The 16,400-nt window shown below is 77.8% G+C and carries 13 protein-coding genes; 6 read left to right on the top strand and 7 right to left on the bottom strand.

Annotated features, from left to right (window positions below):
* Positions 1 to 9 precede the first annotated feature (9 nt).
* Positions 10 to 951 carry a methylenetetrahydrofolate reductase gene (locus Q0789_RS08440; protein WP_298804154.1) on the bottom strand — a complete coding sequence of 314 codons (942 nt, stop codon included), beginning with the start codon at positions 949 to 951 and terminating at the stop codon, positions 10 to 12.
* A gap of 133 nt (positions 952 to 1,084) precedes the next feature.
* On the opposite strand from Q0789_RS08440, the gene Q0789_RS08435 reads away from it, so the two are divergent.
* From Q0789_RS08435 to Q0789_RS08425, 3 genes are all read left to right on the top strand, one after another.
* Positions 1,085 to 2,161, top strand: a complete 1,077-nt coding sequence (locus Q0789_RS08435) for a polyprenyl synthetase family protein (protein ID WP_298804153.1) — start codon at positions 1,085 to 1,087, stop codon at positions 2,159 to 2,161.
* A gap of 118 nt (positions 2,162 to 2,279) precedes the next feature.
* On the top strand, positions 2,280 to 3,893 hold the full coding sequence (gene crtI / locus Q0789_RS08430; protein WP_298804152.1) for a phytoene desaturase family protein: 1,614 nt from the start codon (positions 2,280 to 2,282) through the stop codon (positions 3,891 to 3,893).
* Positions 3,890 to 4,894, top strand: a complete 1,005-nt coding sequence (locus tag Q0789_RS08425) for a phytoene/squalene synthase family protein (RefSeq protein ID WP_298804151.1) — start codon at positions 3,890 to 3,892, stop codon at positions 4,892 to 4,894. Before crtI ends, Q0789_RS08425 begins: the two co-directional genes overlap by 4 nt.
* Before the next feature lie 198 nt (positions 4,895 to 5,092).
* Here the strand turns inward: Q0789_RS08425 and Q0789_RS08420 are convergent, their stop codons facing one another.
* Entirely contained in the window at positions 5,093 to 5,425 is a 333-nt protein-coding gene (locus Q0789_RS08420) for a helix-turn-helix domain-containing protein (protein ID WP_171203303.1), read from the bottom strand.
* Positions 5,426 to 5,883: 458 nt separating this feature from the next.
* Between Q0789_RS08420 and Q0789_RS08415 the strand changes: the two genes are divergently transcribed.
* The gene (locus Q0789_RS08415; protein WP_298804146.1) at positions 5,884 to 7,674 is read left to right on the top strand and encodes a LysM peptidoglycan-binding domain-containing protein; all 1,791 of its coding nucleotides are present in this window, start codon (positions 5,884 to 5,886) and stop codon (positions 7,672 to 7,674) included.
* A 181-nt stretch (positions 7,675 to 7,855) separates the two neighbouring features.
* Complete coding sequence (gene pknB / locus Q0789_RS08410) at positions 7,856 to 9,883, top strand: Stk1 family PASTA domain-containing Ser/Thr kinase (protein WP_298804145.1); 2,028 nt, start codon at positions 7,856 to 7,858, stop codon at positions 9,881 to 9,883.
* 42 nt (positions 9,884 to 9,925) lie between these two features.
* Here the strand turns inward: pknB and Q0789_RS08405 are convergent, their stop codons facing one another.
* The 5 genes from Q0789_RS08405 to Q0789_RS08385 form a co-directional block, all read right to left on the bottom strand.
* Positions 9,926 to 10,618 (bottom strand): molybdopterin-dependent oxidoreductase, encoded by a 693-nt coding sequence (locus tag Q0789_RS08405; protein WP_298804142.1) that lies wholly within the window; start codon positions 10,616 to 10,618, stop codon positions 9,926 to 9,928.
* On the bottom strand, positions 10,615 to 11,676 hold the full coding sequence (locus Q0789_RS08400; protein WP_366917690.1) for a threonine aldolase family protein: 1,062 nt from the start codon (positions 11,674 to 11,676) through the stop codon (positions 10,615 to 10,617). The genes Q0789_RS08405 and Q0789_RS08400 overlap by 4 nt, the downstream gene beginning before the upstream one ends.
* A gap of 104 nt (positions 11,677 to 11,780) precedes the next feature.
* Complete coding sequence (locus Q0789_RS08395) at positions 11,781 to 13,184, bottom strand: class II 3-deoxy-7-phosphoheptulonate synthase (protein WP_298804138.1); 1,404 nt, start codon at positions 13,182 to 13,184, stop codon at positions 11,781 to 11,783.
* Positions 13,185 to 13,461: 277 nt separating this feature from the next.
* Positions 13,462 to 14,187, bottom strand: coding sequence for an FAD-dependent thymidylate synthase (gene thyX / locus Q0789_RS08390; protein WP_366917689.1), 726 nt, complete (start codon positions 14,185 to 14,187; stop codon positions 13,462 to 13,464).
* 107 nt (positions 14,188 to 14,294) lie between these two features.
* A complete protein-coding gene (locus Q0789_RS08385) occupies positions 14,295 to 15,065 on the bottom strand; it encodes an HAD-IA family hydrolase (RefSeq protein ID WP_298804135.1) in 771 nt (256 codons plus the stop codon).
* Positions 15,066 to 15,131: 66 nt separating this feature from the next.
* Between Q0789_RS08385 and Q0789_RS08380 the strand changes: the two genes are divergently transcribed.
* Positions 15,132 to 16,358, top strand: a complete 1,227-nt coding sequence (locus tag Q0789_RS08380; protein ID WP_298804133.1) for a heparan-alpha-glucosaminide N-acetyltransferase domain-containing protein — start codon at positions 15,132 to 15,134, stop codon at positions 16,356 to 16,358.
* Positions 16,359 to 16,400 lie beyond the last annotated feature (42 nt).

The raw sequence follows: 16,400 nt of genomic DNA, 5'->3' as shown, positions 1-16,400 counted from the left end.
CCCGGGACCTCAGGAGGCGACGGCGGCGGGCGCGCCGGCGTGCTCCGGGTCGCGCAGGCCCAGGGCGCGGACGATCTCGAGCGAGGCGGAGGAGCGGTTCAGCGTGTAGAGGTGCAGGCCCGGGGCGCCAGCGTCGAGGAGCTCGGCGCCGAGCTCGGCGGTGAGCGCGACCCCCGTGCGGCGCACCTCCGCGGCGCCGCCCCGGCGCTCGGCCTCCTCCAGCCGCTCGACGACGCGAGCGGGCACGGGCGCGCCCGCGAGCTTGGTGAAGGTGGCCACCTGGCGCAGCGAGGTGATGGCCATGAGCCCGGGCAGGACGGGGATCTCGCAGCCGTGGCCGGCGGCGCGGTCGACGAGCTCGCTCCACAGCCGCGCCTCGTAGAAGAGCTGGGTGACGGCGAAGGACGCGCCGGCGCGCGCCTTGAGGGCGAGGACGCGGGCGTCCTGGTCGGCGTCGGCCGACTCCGGGTGCGGGGTGGGGAACGCGGCGACGCCGACGGTGAAGTCGCCGAGGGAGCGCACGAGCTCGACGAGCTCGAGCGCGTTGCGCAGCCCGCCGGGGTGCCGCTCGAACGCCGTCCCCGGGCCGCCCGGCGGGTCGCCGCGCAGGGCCAGCACGGAGGACACGCCGGCGTCGGCGTACTCCCCGACGACCCGGCGCAGCTCGGAGCGCGAGGCCGAGACGCAGGTGAGGTGCGCCACCGGCTGCATCGTCGTCTCGCGGGCGACCTCGCGCGTCGCCCGCACCGTGCGCTCGCGCGTGGAGCCGCCGGCGCCGTAGGTCACGGAGACGAAGGTCGGGTCGAGGGCCTCCACGCGCCGCAGCGACTCCCAGAGCACGGCCTCGCCGGGGTCGTCGCGCGGGGGGAAGAACTCGAAGGACAGGGACGGCCGGCCCTCGGCGCGCAGGTCCGCGAGCACGTCGCGCAGCGGGGCGCCGCGGGTCACCATGCCCCGAGGCTAGCCAGCGCGGGCGCCGCCCGACCCGGCGCCCACGGTGCGGGACGCGGCACCTAGGCTCCGCTGCGACGGCGGGCCGCCCGGGCCCGGCCGGGTCGGGCCGGTGCGCAGCAGGAGGTCGCAGGTGGACGTGCACGGGGCGAGGGCGCAGGCGGTCCGCAGCGCCGTGCAGGCCGAGCTGGACGCCGTGCTGGCCCGCCAGCGCGCCGTCCTCGCCGAGGTGGCGCCGGAGACCGAGCCGCTCGTCGACGCCGTCGCCGACCTCGTGGCCGGCGGCAAGCGCCTGCGCCCCGCCTTCTGCACAGCGGGCTACCGGGCGGCTGGCGGCCAGGACGGCGCCGTCGAGGCGCGCGTGGGCGCGGCCCTCGAGCTCTTCCAGGCCGCCGCGCTGATCCACGACGACGTCATGGACGGCTCGGACACGCGCCGGGGCATGCCCGCGCTGCACCGCCGCTTCGGCGACCTGCACGCCACGAGCGGCTGGAGCGGCTCCTGCGAGCGCTTCGGGGAGGCGGCCGCCATCCTCGCCGGCGACCTGTGCCTGTCCTGGAGCGACGAGGCCCTCGCCGGCTGCGGGGCGGAGACCGAGCGCCTGGCCTCCGCCCGCCTCGTCTTCGACCGCATGCGCACCCAGCTCATGGCCGGCCAGTACCTCGACGTCCTCGAGCAGGCCTCGGGCGGCGCGCCCGAGGGCGCCGACGAGCGGGCGATGCGCGTGCTGCGCTGGAAGAGCGCCAAGTACACGGTCGAGCACCCGCTGCTCATCGGCGCGGCCCTCGCGGGCGCAGACCCGGCGCAGCGGGAGGCCCTGTCCGCCTACGGGCTGCCGCTGGGCGAGGCCTTCCAGCTGCGCGACGACGTCCTCGGCGTCTTCGGCGACCCGGCCGTCACCGGCAAGCCGGCCGGGGACGACCTGCGGGAGGGCAAGCGCACCATGCTCGTCGCCCTGGCCGCGCAGGGCGCGGGCGCCGAGGACGCCGACCTGCTCACCTCCCTCCTCGGCGCGCCCGACCTCGACGACGCCGGGGTGGCCGCGCTGCAGGACCTCATCCGCCGCACGGGCTCGCTCGCGGCCGTCGAGGACCTCATCGACGACCTCGTGGCCCGCTCCCGCGCGGCGCTGGCGACGGCGCCCGTCACCGAGGAGGCGCGCGAGGACCTCGAGCGCCTCGTGGGCATCGCCACCGCCCGCACCGCCTGACCCCGCCCCGCCCCACCCCGCCCCGCCCGGCACCCGCCCCACGACACCTGGACCGCGCGACCCCCGGCCCGAGCCCCCGGCCCCCCGAGCACGACGAGCACCGACGCGAGGACACCTCATGAGCCCGCTCCTGACCGGCTCCGGCCGCACCGGCGACCTGACCACCCGCTCGCGCCGCTGGGCCCGCTGGGCCGCGCAGGCCGCGGCCCCCGGGCGCCTGCGCACGACGTCCGGCCCGAGCGACCACGTGGTCGTCGTCGGCGCCGGCCTCGCGGGCCTGTCCGCGGCGATGCGCCTCGCCGGCGCGGGGCGCCGCGTCACGCTGCTCGAGCGCGAGGCCGTCCCCGGCGGCCGCGCGGGGCGCCTGGAGCTGGCCGGGCCGACGGGCACCTACCGGTTCGACCCCGGCCCGACCGTCCTGACGATGCCCGACCTCATCGCCGACTGCTTCGACGCCCTCGGCGAGGACATGGCGGACTGGCTGACCCTCGAGCCCGTCTCGCCGCTCTACCGGGCGCAGTTCGCCGACGGCTCCTCCATGGACGTCCACTCCGACCCCGGGGCCATGGCCGCCGAGGTCGAGCGCGTCATCGGCCACGAGGAGGCGCGCGGCTACCTGCGGTACGTCGACTACGTCTCGAAGCTCTACCGCGCGGAGATGCGCGACTTCATCGACACGAACATCGACACGCCCCTGGACCTGGTCACCCCCGACCTGGCCCGGCTCGCCGCCCTCGGCGGCTTCGGCAAGCTGGCCCCGCGCGTCGAGAAGTACCTGCGCGACCCCCGCACCCAGCGCGCCTTCTCCTTCCAGGCGCTCTACGCCGGCCTGTCGCCCTACGACGCCCTCGCGCTCTACGCGGTCATCGCCTACATGGACTCGGTCGCGGGCGTCTTCTTCCCGAAGGGCGGCGTGGCGGCGGTGCCGGAGGCCATGGCCGCGGCGCTGGAGGCCCACGGCGTCGACGTCCGCTACAGCACCCCGGTCGCCTCCGTCGAGCACAGCGGCGGGCGCGCGAGCGCCGTCATCACGGAGGACGGCGAGCGCATAGCGTGCGACGCCGTCGTCCTCAACCCCGACCTGCCGGTGGCCTACCGCGACCTGCTCGGCGTCGAGAGCCGGGCCTCGCGGCGGATGACGTACTCGCCGTCGTGCTACCTCATGCTCGCGGGCTCGACGGCGCACTACCCGGGCGCGGCGCACCACACGATCTCCTTCGGCCACGCGTGGGAGGAGGTCTTCGCGGAGCTGACCGGCGGACGCCTCATGAGCGACCCCAGCGTGCTCATCTCGACGCCGTCGCTCTCGGACCCCACGGCGGCGCCCGAGGGGCGGCACACCTACTACGTGCTCTTCCCGACGCCGAACCTGCAGAGCGCGCCCGACCTCGACTGGGAGCGCATCGGCCCCCACTACCGCGAGCACGTGCTCCGCACGATGGAGGCGCGCGGCTTCCCCGGCTTCGCCGACGGCATCGAGGTCGAGCACGTGACGACGCCGCTGGACTGGCAGCGCCGCGGCATGGAGGCGGGCGCGCCCTTCGCGGCGTCGCACGCCTTCAGCCAGACCGGGCCGTTCCGCCCGGGCAACCTCTGGGGCGAGAACGTCGTCCTCACCGGCTCGGGCACGCAGCCCGGCGTCGGCGTGCCGATGGTGCTCGTCTCGGGGCGCCTGGCGGCCGAGCGCATCACCGGCAAGGTGCCCGGCTACCGCTCGCGGGCCTACCGGTGAGCGCCCCGACCGCGGCCGCGGTGCGCACCCCAGCGCCCGGGCGCTACCGCCTCGGCGAGCGCTCGCTCGACGCGGCCGGCATCGCCGACCCCGGCCTGCGCGCCGACTTCCAGGAGTGCCGGCGCCTGCACGCCGAGCACGGGCGCACCTACTACCTGGCGACGGCGCTGCTGCCGCCCGCCAAGCGGCCCTGGGTGTGGGCGCTGTACGGCTTCGCCCGCTACGCCGACGAGTTCGTCGACAGCCTGACCTCGCCCGACCCGGCGGCGCTCGTGCGCTTCGAGGAGGAGTTCTGGCGCGGCCTCGACGGCGCCCGCGCGGGCGGCACGGCCCCCGACGCCGTCAGCCGCGCCATGGCGCTGACGATGGAGCGCTGGGCGATCCCCCGCGAGCACGTGCGCGCCTTCCTCGAGTCCATGCGCATGGACATCACCGAGACGGGCTACCCGACCTGGGCCGACCTCGTGCACTACATGCACGGCTCCGCCGCCGTCATCGGCCTGCAGATGCTGCCCGTCCTCGAGCCCCTGCCCGGGCTCGAGGAGCCGGCGGCCCGCTGCGCGCGGACCCTCGGCGAGGCCTTCCAGATGTCGAACTTCATCCGCGACGTGGGCGAGGACCTCGAGCGCGGGCGCGTCTACCTGCCGCAGGAGGACCTCGACGCCTGCGGCGTCGACCGCGACGAGCTGTGGCACTGCCGCCGGTCGGCGTCGCTCACGCCCGGCGTGCGCACGCTGCTCGAGCTCGAGGTGGCCCGCACGCGCGAGCTCTACGCCCGCGCGCGCCCCGGCATCGGGATGCTCCACCCGACGAGCCGCGACGCCATCGCCTGCGCCGACGAGCTCTACGGCGGCATCCTCGGCGCCGTCGAGGACGCCGACCTCCGCGTGCTCCACCAGCGGGTCTCCGTGCCCGCCCCGCGGCGCCTGCGCGTGGCCCTGCCCGCGCTGGCGCGGGCCCGCCGCTCGCGCCGCGACGAGCGCGCCTGGCGCCGTCCCTGACGTCGCCCCTCTGGGGCGACGTGTGGCCATGTCGCCCCTCAGCCGCCGCCGGTAGGGCGACGTGTGGCCATGTCGCCCCTCAGCCGCCGCCGGTAGGGCGACGTGCGGCCATGTCCCCCTGAGCGCCGTCTCCGGTCTGGAGGGCGACATGGCCACACATCGCCCGTCCGACACGGGGGGACGTCGCTCCCGGGCGGGTCAGAAGGCCAGCGCCTGCGCCCGGCGGCGCACCTCCGTGGTGCGGTGCTCGGCCCTCAGCGCCTCGACCGGGGTCCCCGGCAGCGACGGGTCGGGCGTGAAGAGCCACCGCAGCGCCTCGGCGTCGGAGTAGCCGGCGTCCGCCAGCAGCACGGCCGTGCCCCGCAGGCGCCGCAGCGGCTCGGGGTCGGCGAGCGCCCGCGGCACGCAGTCGGCGCGGGGCTTTCCGCGGCGGACGGCGACGAGGTCGCGGTCGGCGACGAGCCGGCGCACCTGGGAGACCGACAGGTCGAGGTGCTCGGCGACCTCGGCGAGCGTCCACCACTCCCCCACGAGCCCCTCGAGGTCGGCGAGGGCGGAGCCCTCCGCCGTCGTCGGGCGCGCCGTGCCGGAACCCCCGTCGGAGGCGTCGTCGGCGGAGGGTGCGGTGGTGGGGCGGTCGTCTGGGGCGCCGGGTGCCGTGCTCACCCGCCCGAGCCTGCCACGCCGTGCCGCCCGGCACTCCGCGGCGCCCCGGGATCTCGCACCGGCCCCGCGACGTCCGGCGTCGAGCCGTCAACCAGCCCCTCGAGGGCGCCTGCTCCGAGGTCGCCGGGGCCCCGTCACCCTCCGGGAGGAGTTCCACCGGTGTAACTCTCCGTGATCCGCGACTCCTCGGGTACGTTCCGTCACAGCAGCATCACGAGTCACACGAGTCCCGTTCGTCACAGGTGTCACACGGCCTCGCCGGGACGCCCGCCGACCCGGGCACGTCCCCGACGACCCACCGCCGACCGACCGCGAAGGACGCCATGTCGACGCCCCCCGCGCTGGCCCACGCCGGCACCGACGCCCCCCTCCCCACGAGCAGCCTCCCGACGGGTACCGGCCCGTCGACCAGCGGGCGTCCGACGACCGGGCGGGCCGCCCCGGGCCGCCCGCGGCGTCGTCGCCACCTCTCCCTCGCCCTCGCGGCCGCGCTCGGCGCGAGCGGCCTGCTGCCCGCGGCGGCGCAGGCGGCCGGGCCGCAGGGCACCCCCGAGACGGCGGACGACGCGGCCGCGGAGCAGCGCGGCGCGCGCACGTCGTCCCCGACCGCGCCCCGCCGGGCCCCGGCCGCGCCGCAGGGCGAGGTCCAGCTGGCAGCCCCGGTCGCGGTGGTCGCCGCGGCGACGGCGCGGACGCACGTGGTGCGCCCGGGCGACACCGTGAGCGCCATCGCCCGCAGCAGCGGCCTCACGCAGGCGGAGGTCGTCGCCGCCAACGGCCTCGACGCGCGCGCGACGATCCGCGTCGGCCAGGTCCTGCGCCTGGACCGCGCGGTCGCCGCCGCCGCGTCGCCGGGCGGGACCTACGTCGTCCGCTCCGGCGACACCGTCAGCGGCATCGCCGCCCGCACCGGCACCCCCCAGCGCGACATCATCGCCGCCAACGGCCTCGACGCCCGCGCCTCCATCCGCGAGGGCCAGGTCCTGCGCCTCGGCGGCGCCCCCGCGGCCCCCGCCGCGGCGAAGGCCGCGCCCGCCCCCGCGCGCGCCGGCGGCGCCAACTACACCGTGCGCCGCGGCGACACCGTCAGCGGCATCGCCGCCCGCACCGGCACCCCCCAGCGCGACATCATCGCCGCCAACGGCCTCGACGCCCGCGCCTCCATCCGCGAGGGCCAGGTCCTGCGCCTCGGCGGCGGTGCGGCCGCCCCGGCCCCGGCGAAGGCCGCGCCCGCTCCGGCGAAGGCCGGCGGCGCCACCTACACCGTGCGCCGCGGCGACACCGTCAGCGGCATCGCCGCCCGCACCGGCACCAGCCAGCGCGACATCATCGCCGCCAACGGCCTCGACGCCCGCGCCTCCATCCGCGAGGGCCAGGTCCTGCGCCTGGGCGGCGCGGCGGCGGCCACCCCGCCGAAGGCCGCGCCGACGCCCGCGGCGCCGGGCCAGCCCGGCAGCTACGTCGTCCGGTCCGGCGACAGCCTCAGCACCATCGCCCGCCGCCACGGCACCACCGTCGCCGCGCTGCGCCAGGTCAACCCGGGCGTCGGGGCCGACGGCCTCATCCGCGTCGGCCAGCGCCTGTCGGTGCCGGGCGCGGGCAGCGCGAGCGCGCCGAGCACGAGCACGCCCGTGCCGTCGACGTTCCTCGGCCGCTCCTACCCCGGCTCGACGACGCAGGCGGCGACGGCCAACCGCGACGCCCTCCTGGCCCGCTCCGTGCCCGGCCGGGACGAGATGCGCCGCATGGTGCGGGACACGGCGCTGCGGTGGGGCGTGGACCCGGCGCTCGCCCAGGCCGTGGCCTTCCAGGAGTCGGGCTTCAACATGCGGGCCGTCTCCCCCGCCAACGCCGTCGGGGTCATGCAGGTCATCCCGTCCTCCGGTCGCTGGGCGGCCGACCTCTCGGGCCAGGACATCGACCTGCTCGACCCCCAGGACAACGTCACGGCCGGCGTCGTCATCCTCCGCTCCCTCGTCCGCAGCGCCCCCGACCAGGCGAGCGCCATCGGCGGGTACTACCAGGGCCTCGCCTCGGTGCGCAGCCGCGGCATGTACGCCGACACCCGGCGCTACGTCGCCAGCGTCCAGACGCTCATGCGCCAGTACCGCTGACCCGCCGGCGCACGGGGCCGGCCGCGGTCCCGTGCGCCGGGCCGGCCGGCGCCGGGACGGTCCCGCCCCGGACCGGCCCGCCCCGGACCGGCCCGGCCCGGCCCTGCCCGGTGCGGCCCGGTGCGCGCGCCGCCCGGCGGGGCGCACCGGGCCACCGGACGCCCCTCCCTAGGATCGGCGCATGGCGGCAGCAGGGGCGGAGGGCGTCCCGGACCCCCTCGTCGGCGCCTCCGTCGACGGCCGGTACGCCGTCGTCCGCCGCATCGCCCGCGGCGGGATGGCGACGGTCTACCTCGCCACGGACACCCGCCTCGACCGCGACGTCGCGCTCAAGGTCATGCACCCGCACCTGGCGCAGGACCCCGACTTCGTGGCCCGCTTCCACCGGGAGGCGGTCTCCGCGGCCCGCGTCTCCTCGCCCAGCGTCGTCGCCGTCCACGACCAGGGCCGCGACGACCGGCTGGCCCACGGCGCCGTCTACCTCGTGCTCGAGCACGTGCCCGGCACCACGCTCCGCGACCTGCTGGCCGCCGAGGGGCTGCTCAGCGCGGGAGCCGCCCTCGCCGTCCTCGAGCCCGTCCTCGAGGCGCTCGCCGCCGCCCACCGCGCCGGGGTGGTCCACCGCGACGTCAAGCCCGAGAACGTCCTGCTCACCGACGACGGGCGCGTCAAGGTGGCCGACTTCGGGCTCGCCCGCGCCGCGAGCACCCAGACGACGGGGGCCACGACCGGCGTCCTCATGGGGACCGTGGCCTACCTGGCGCCGGAGCTCGTCCTCCACGGCACCGCCGACGCGCGCGCCGACGTCTACGCCGCGGGCATCACCCTCTTCGAGATGCTCACGGGGGCGCAGCCCTTCACCGGCGAGGTGGCGGTCCAGGTCGCCCACCAGCACGTCACGCGCGACGTGCCCGCGCCCAGCGAGCTCGTCGCCACCGTGCCCCCCGAGCTCGACGACCTCGTCCTGTGGATGACCGCCCGCGACCCGGCCGACCGCCCCTCCGACGCCCGCGAGCTCGTCCACGAGGTGCGGGCGCTGCGCCGGGACCTGCCCGACGCCGTGCAGGACGCCCCGCCGCGGCGCACGGGCCGCGCCCCCGAGCGCGGCGCGGGCCTCGGCGCCCTGGCCCCGGGTGCGGGCACGACGACGGCCCTGCCCGTTCACCACGACGTCGCCGCGCCCGTGCCGCTGGGGCCGCCGGCGGTCGACGTCACGGGTGCCGGTGCGGGGGCCGGCGCACCGCCGTGGGCCACCGCGGTGCTCCCCCGCGGGAGCGGCGGCGCGGTGGGGACCGGCGACGGGGAGGCGGACGGTCGGGGGCGCCGCCGGCGCGGGCGGGTCCTCGCCGCGGTGCTGGCCGTCCTCGTGGCCGCGGCCCTGGCCGTCGGCGCGTGGTGGGCACTGCTCGGCCCGGGCGCCGCCGTGCCGACCCCCGCCACCGTCGGCCTGGACGCCGACGCCGCCCAGCAGGCGCTGTCCGACGTCGGGCTGCGCGCCACGGTCTCCGAGCGCTTCGACGACGCCGTCGCGGCGGGGAGGGTCATCGGCAGCAGCCCGGCGGCCGGCGAGGACGCGCGGCCCGACGAGGTCGTCCGCCTCTTCGTCTCCCGCGGTGCGGAGTTCTCGGCCGTCCCGGACCTGGCGGGCGACACCGTCGAGAGCGCGCGCGCCGAGCTCGAGGGGCTCGGGCTCGTCCTGCGGGAGGGACAGCCCCTCTACGACGAGGAGGTGGCCGAGGGCGCCGTCCTCAGCCAGCAGCCGGCCGCCGGCCAGGAGCTGCGCCGCGGGGAGGTGGTCGAGGTCGTGCGCTCGCTCGGGCGCCAGCCGCTCGACGTGCCGCGGGTCGTCGGCCGCTCCCGCGAGGACGCCGTCTCCGCCGTCAGCGACGCCGGCCTGGAGCCCGTCGTCTCCGAGGAGAACAGCGACGACGTGCCGGCGGGGCAGGTGCTGCGCCAGGACCCGGAGGACGGGACCCTCTTCGCCGGAGACGACGTCGCGCTCGTCGTGTCCCTCGGGCCCGAGCTCGTCGACGTCCCCGACGTCGTCGGGCAGCAGCTCGACCCGGCCCGCGAGCAGCTCGAGGCCGCCGGCTTCGTCGTGGAGGAGGAGCGCGTCCTCGGCGGCTTCTTCGGCACGGTCCGCGACCAGAGCGTCGAGGGCGGCACGCGCGCCCGACCGGGCACGACGATCACCCTCACCGTCGTCTGAGCGCTCCTCCCCGCGCGGGCCGGGCTCCGACGGCGGGGCGGGTCAGCCGCGGCCGGGCGCCTCGTCCTCCTGGTAGGCGTAGCGCTCCTGGCGCCAGCAGTCCCCGACGGCGTGGTACCCGCGCTCCTCCCAGAAGCCCCGCTTGACCTCGGTGAGGTACTCCCAGCCGCGGAACCACTTGGGGCCCTTCCACGAGTACAGGTGCGGCAGCACGAGGCGGACCGGGAACCCGTGCTCGGGCGTCAGCGGCTGCCCGCCCCGGTGGGTGGCCAGCAGGGTCCGGGGCGAGGTGAGGTCCTCGATGCGCACCGTGGCCGAGTAGCCGTACTCGGCGTAGACGAGCGCGGCGACGACGTCGTCCGCCGGCGGGTGGCGCTCGACGAGCTCGCGGGCCGGGACGCCCTCCCACTCGTTGTCGAGCACGCTCCACCGCGCCGCACAGTGCAGGTCCGAGCGCACGCGCGCCCGGGGCAGCCCGCCGAACTCCTCGTAGTCGAGCTGGTGGCGCTCCCCGTCCCGCGTGGCGCCCTCGACGACGAGGCTCCACCGCTCGGGGCGGAAGCGGGGCACCCGCCCGTAGTGCATGACCGGCAGGTCGGGCAGGGCCTGCTGCCCCGGGGGCAGCACCCGCGGCGCCACGTAGGCCGCGAGCGGTGCGCCGGCCGCACCGGCGAGGGGGTCCGGCTGCTCCTCCGGCCGACCCTCCTCCGACGGCTCCCCCGTGCCCCGGATCACGGCTGCCGGTGCTCCCGCGGCTCACCGGGCGCCCCCGACGCCTCACCGCCGTCGGGCAGGGCGGCCAGCAGCTCGTGCAGCACCCCGGCCGCCCGGCGCGCGCCGTCGTCGTCGACGTCGAGGTGGGTGACCAGCCGCAGCACCCGCGGGCCCAGCGCGGAGGTGCGCACGCCCCGCCCCGCCGCGGCGGCGGCCACCGCGGGCGCGCCCGGGACGTCGAGGACCACGATGTTGCTGCGCACCGCCGCCGGGTCCACGCACCCCGGCCGCGCGGCGGCGCACGCCGCGGCGAGCTCGCGGGCGCGCCGGTGGTCCTCCGCCAGCCGGTCGACGTGGTGGTCGAGGGCGTGCAGCCCCGCGGCCGCGAGCACCCCCGTCTGGCGCATGCCGCCGCCGAGCCGCTTGCGCAGCACCCGTGCCCGCTCGACGCGCTCGGCGCTGCCGACGAGCACCGAGCCGACGGGCGCCCCCAGCCCCTTGGACAGGCAGACGGAGACCGTGTCGGCGCAGGCGCCGTGGGCGGCGAGCCCGGCGAGGCCCGTGCCCTCCGCCACGACGGCGTTCCACAGCCGCGCGCCGTCGAGGTGCACCGCCACACCGGCCGCCCGCGTGCGCTCGCGCAGGTCCTGGAGCACCGGCAGCGGCGTGACCGTGCCGCCGCCGAAGTTGTGCGTGTTCTCGACGGCGACCGCCGCCGTCGAGACGAGGTAGGGACCGGCGTCCGGCGTCATGAGCGCCTCGACGACGTCCGGGTCGACGAGGCCCACCGGGGCGCCGGGCCGCGACGCCGAGGGCCACGTGCGGGTCGTGACGCCGCCGAGCGCCCCGTGCGCGCCCATCTCGGCGCGCACGACGTGCGCGAGGCTGTCGCACAGCAGCTCCTGGCCCGGCTCCACGAGCAGCCGCACGCCGAGGACGTTGGCCATCGACCCGCTCGGCGTCAGCAGCCCGGCCTCGTGACCGAGGAGCTCGGCCACCCGCTGCTCCAGCGCGGTGGTCGTCGGGTCCTCCCCGTAGACGTCGTCCCCGACGGGCGCCTCCGCCATCGCCCGCCGCATGGCGGCCGTCGGCCGCGTGACCGTGTCGGAGCGGAGGTCGACGGCCGCCCCGGCGCCGGGCGCCGTCCCGGACGCCGACGGAGCGGGCGCGGTGACCGCCACGCTCATCGGCCCCGCAGCATGTCGGCGGCCAGGAACGCCAGCTCGAGCGACTGCTGGTGGTTCAGCCGCGGGTCGCACAGCGTCTCGTAGCGCGTCGCGAGCGCGGCGTCGTCGATGTCCTCCACGCCGCCGAGCACCTCCGTGACGTCGTCGCCCGTGAGCTCGATGTGCAGGCCGCCGGGCACGGTGCCCGCCTCCCGGTGCGCCTCGAAGAAGCCGCGCACCTCGTCGACGACCTCGTCGAAGCGGCGGGTCTTCACGCCCGAGGCCGTGGTGAAGGTGTTGCCGTGCATGGGGTCGCAGATCCACAGCGGCGTCCGCCCGGCGTCCGCCACCGCCCGCAGGAGCGGCGGCAGCGCCTCGCGGATGCGCCCCGCGCCCATGCGCGTGACGAAGGTGAGGCGACCGGGCTCGTGCTCCGGGTCGAGCGTGTCGGCCAGGGCGAGGGCGTCCTCCGGCGTCGTCGTCGGGCCCAGCTTCACGCCGATGGGGTTGCGCACCCGCGACAGCAGGTCGACGTGGGCGCCGTCCACCTGGCGCGTGCGCTCCCCGATCCACAGGAAGTGCGCCGACACGTCGTAGGGCAGCTGCGTCCGGGAGTCGATCCGCGTGAGCGCCCGCTCGTAGTCGAGGAGCAGCGCCTCGTGGCTGGAGAACATCTCCGTCGAGCGGAGCGCGTCGAAGTCGGCGCCGCACGCCGCCATGAAGGCCATGGCGCGGTCGATCTCGCCGGCCAGGTCGGCGTACGCCGACGTGGCGCTGTTGCCGACGAAGCCCCGGTTCCACTCGTGCACCTGCCGCAGGTCGGCGAAGCCGCCCGAGGTGAAGGCTCGGATGAGGTTCAGCGTGCTCGCGGCCGTGTGGTAGGCCTTGACGAGCCGCTGCGGGTCGGGCGTGCGCGCCTCCTCGGTGAACGCGAAGCCGTTGACCGCGTCCCCCCGGTAGGCCGGCAGCGTGACGCCGTCGCGCGTCTCGCTGTCGCTGCTGCGCGGCTTGGCGAACTGCCCCGCCATCCGGCCCATCTTCACGACCGGCAGGCTCGCGCCGTAGGTGAGCACGACGGCCATCTGCAGGACCGTCTTGACCCGGCGCCGGATGGCGTCGGCCGTCGCGTCCGCGAAGGTCTCGGCGCAGTCGCCGCCCTGGAGCAGGAACGCCCGCCCCTGCGCCGCCTCCGCCAGCCGGCCGCGCAGGCGGTCGACCTCGCCCGCGAAGACGAGCGGCGGCAGCGCGGACAGCTCGGCCACCGCGCTCTCCAGGGCTCCCGCGTCCGGCCACGCCGGCTGCTGGACCCGCGGCAGGTCGCGGTGGGCGTCGAGGCCCCCCGCCGAGCGCGGGGCCGGGCCGGGGACGTCGTCCCCGGCGCCGCCGGGGACCTCGAGGCGGGTGGCGGGTGCGGTGCTCACGGCCGTCAGGGTAGGCGCCCCGTCCGACAGCCCGTCCGCGGCGTCCGGTGCGCGGTCAGGGGGCCGCACCGGTGGTCCCGTTCCTCGTGGTCGGGCGCGGCCGCGCCGGCTGGAGGGGCGGCACTGCCTCCGCGCCCCCGGCGACCCTCCGGGCGCTGGGGACGCTCGGCTGACGTGCCGCCCCTCCACCCGGCCCGACCGCCGGCGTGGGCGTCGCCTCGTCGCCCGGTCCCCTCGTCCGGTCGCCGTCGGTCGGTCTCGTGCCGGGTGCCGCTGCTCAGGGGGCGACGCGACCGTTGCGCTCGAAGGCGGCGTGGGTGAGGGGCATGAGGTCCTTCCACACCTCCTCCATCGCCTCGGCGCACATCTCGATCTCGCGCTGGGGGAAGGAGGGGAAGGTCGAGCCCTCGCGCTGCGTGCGCAGGCTGAGGAAGTTCATGAGGGCGCGCGCGTTCATCGTCACGTACATCGACGAGTACGTGGTGACCGGCAGGACGACGCGGGCGACCTCGCGGGCGACGCCGGCGTCGAGCATGGCCCGGTAGGCCTCGTAGGCACGGGTGCTCGCGGCGCGGACCTCGGCGTCGACGAGCGCGTGCTGGTCGGGCGTCCCCGCGGTGAAGCGGTAGGCGCCCGGCTTGCCCTCCTGCACGAGCCGGCGCTCCGGGCCCGGCACGTAGAAGACGGGCCGCAGCTCGCGGTAGCGGCCGCTCTCCTCGTTGTAGGACGCGATGCGGTGCCGCATGAACTCGCGGAAGACGAAGATCGGCGCCTGCACGTAGAAGGTCATCGACGTGTGCTCGAAGGGGCTGCCGTGCCGGTCCCGCATGAGGTAGTTGACGAGCCCCGCGGAGCGCTGCTGCGCCTGCTCGTCCGCGCCGACGTCGTCGCGGCTCGCCTCGCCCTTCGTCGAGACCCGCGCGGCGAAGAGGACGTCGGCGTCGCTCGCGCCGGAGCGCACGAGCTCGACGACGACGTCGCTGCGGAAGACGGGCTCGGGCACCGCGTCGCCGCCCGCGCCGCTCCCGCCGCCCGCGGGGGCCGACGGGGTCGCGGGCGGGGCGCCCTGCACCTGCTCCTGGCGGGCGACCTCCTGCTCGGGCCGCTCGCTCACCGCTCCTCCCCCGCGGCGAGGACGCGGACGCCGTCGTCGTCCACGACGAGGCGCACGTGCCCGAGGTCGGGGACGACGACGTCGGCGTCGAGGGCGTCGGCGGGCGTCGTCGTCGTCACGGCGAGCGTGGCGCACCCCGCCGCGCGGGCGGCGGCGAGACCCGCGGGGGCGTCCTCGACGACGAGACACCGGGCCGGGTCGACGCCGAGGCGCTCAGCGGCGAGGAGGAACGGCTCGGGGTCGGGCTTGCCGCGCTCGACGTCGTCGGCCGTCACGACCACCTCGGGCACGGCGAGCGCCGCCTCGGCGATGCGGGCCAGCGCCAGGGGGCGCGTGCACGACGTGGCGACGGCGGCGCGCCCGGCGGGCAGGAGGCCCAGCGCCTCCGCGGCGCCGGGCAGCGGGAGGATCCCGGCGGTGTCCTCCACCTCGAGCCGGTCGATGAGGGCGACGCCCTCGGCGACGCGCTCGGGCGCCACGAGCGCGGCGACGATGGCGCGGGCCGGGACGCCGTGCCAGCCGAGCAGGCGCTCGGGGTCCACGCCCATCTCGGCCGCCCAGCGCGTCCAGCAGCGCTCCACCGACGGCGTGGAGTCGATGAGCGTGCCGTCCATGTCGAAGAGGACGGCCGCGAAGGGGGCGCGTCCCGGGTGCAGCACCCCGCCGGGCGCCGCCGCGCCCCGGGTGCCCGCCGACGGCGCCCCGGGGCCGGGCTCGACGCCGGGAGGGCTGGTCGGGACGGGGCTGCTCGGGGTGGCGCTGGGCATGGACGGCACCCTACGGGCGGGCGGGCCGGCCCCCCGCGCGCCGCGGCCCGTGCGAGCATCGCGCCCGTGACCGCGCCGTCCGCCCCGCCGTCGCGCGGCGCGCGGCTGCGCGGGCCCTCCCGCCTCGTGGGCGTCGACGCCGCCCGCGGCCTCGCCCTGCTCGGCATGGTGGCCACCCACGTCCTGTCCCTCGAGACCTACGACGCCGACGGCTTCTCCACGGGGCCGAGCGCGACGGCGCTCGTCGCGGCGGGGCGCGCGTCCGCGCTCTTCGCCGTGCTGGCGGGCGTGTCCCTGGCGCTGGCGAACGGCGGCCTGCGGGCGCCCGCGGGCGCCGACCTGGCGCGGGCGCGCCGGGGGGTCGCGGCGCGGGCCGGCGTCGTGGCGCTCGTCGGGCTCCTCGTCGGGTCCTTCGGCGCGCCCGTCGCCGTCATCCTCGTCAACTACGCCCTGCTCTTCCTCGCCGTGCTGCCCGTCCTCGGCTGGGGGCCGCGCCGCCTCGTCCCGCTGGGCGCCGCCTGGCTGCTCGTCGTCCCCGTCCTCCTGCACCCGCTGCGGGACGCGCTCGTCGGCAGCGGCGCGCTCCCCCTCTCGCCGGGCAGCAGCCCGTCGTTCGTCTCCCTGGCCGAGCCGGGCCTGCTGCTGGGGCACCTGCTCCTCACCGGGTACTACCCCGTCCTGTCGTGGGCGGGCTTCGTGCTCCTCGGCCTGGGCGTCGGGCGCCTGGACCTGCGCCGGTCGGCCACCGCGGGCGCCGTCGCCCTCGCCGGGCTGGCGGCCGCGCTGGGCGCGTGGGCGGTCTCCGCCGCCCTGCGACCGCTCGCCATGCCCTCGCTCGACGTCCCCCTCGGCTTCCCCCTCTCCGGGGAGGACCTGGCGACGTCACTCGAGACGGGCCTCTACGGGACGACGCCGACGACGTCGTGGTGGTGGCTCGCCGTCGACGCCCCGCACTCGGGCACGCCGCCGGACATGGTCGGGGTCGCCGGGAGCGCGCTCGCCGTGCTCGGCGTCGCCCTGCTCGTCGCCCGTGTCGCCCGGCCCGTCGTGTGGCCGTTCGCCGCGATGGGCTCGATGACGCTCACGCTCTACTCGCTGCACGTCTTCTCGCTCGCCGTCATCGCCCTCTACGAGTACGGCGGCGGCGCGGCGCCGCCCGAGGGCCCGCTCTACGCCGCCCAGGTCGTCGGGCTGCTCCTCGTCGGCGGGCTGTGGCAGCTCACCGGGCTGCGCGGGCCCCTCGAGGGCCTCGTCGCCTCGGCGTCGCGCGCGGCGCGGGGGCCGGCCCGCTGAGAGTGGTGCGCTGAGGTCGCGGTGCACCGCGACCTCAGCGCA

This window comes from uncultured Pseudokineococcus sp. (assembly GCF_947499845.1).
Lineage (GTDB): Bacteria > Actinomycetota > Actinomycetes > Actinomycetales > Quadrisphaeraceae > Pseudokineococcus.
The sequence above is the reverse complement of the archived record's forward strand: the minus strand, read 5'-3'. Positions and strand labels throughout refer to the sequence as shown.

Excerpts from the sequence above, each read along its gene's own strand:
- Q0789_RS08440 (WP_298804154.1), bottom strand. The coding sequence starts at position 951 with ATGGTGACCCGCGGCGCCCCGCTGCGCGACGTGCTCGCGGACCTGCGC.
- crtI (WP_298804152.1), top strand. The coding sequence starts at position 2,280 with ATGAGCCCGCTCCTGACCGGCTCCGGCCGCACCGGCGACCTGACCACC.
- Q0789_RS08415 (WP_298804146.1), top strand. The coding sequence starts at position 5,884 with ATGTCGACGCCCCCCGCGCTGGCCCACGCCGGCACCGACGCCCCCCTC.
- pknB (WP_298804145.1), top strand. The coding sequence starts at position 7,856 with ATGGCGGCAGCAGGGGCGGAGGGCGTCCCGGACCCCCTCGTCGGCGCC.
- Q0789_RS08400 (WP_366917690.1), bottom strand. The coding sequence starts at position 11,676 with ATGCGGCGGGCGATGGCGGAGGCGCCCGTCGGGGACGACGTCTACGGG.
- Q0789_RS08385 (WP_298804135.1), bottom strand. The coding sequence starts at position 15,065 with ATGCCCAGCGCCACCCCGAGCAGCCCCGTCCCGACCAGCCCTCCCGGC.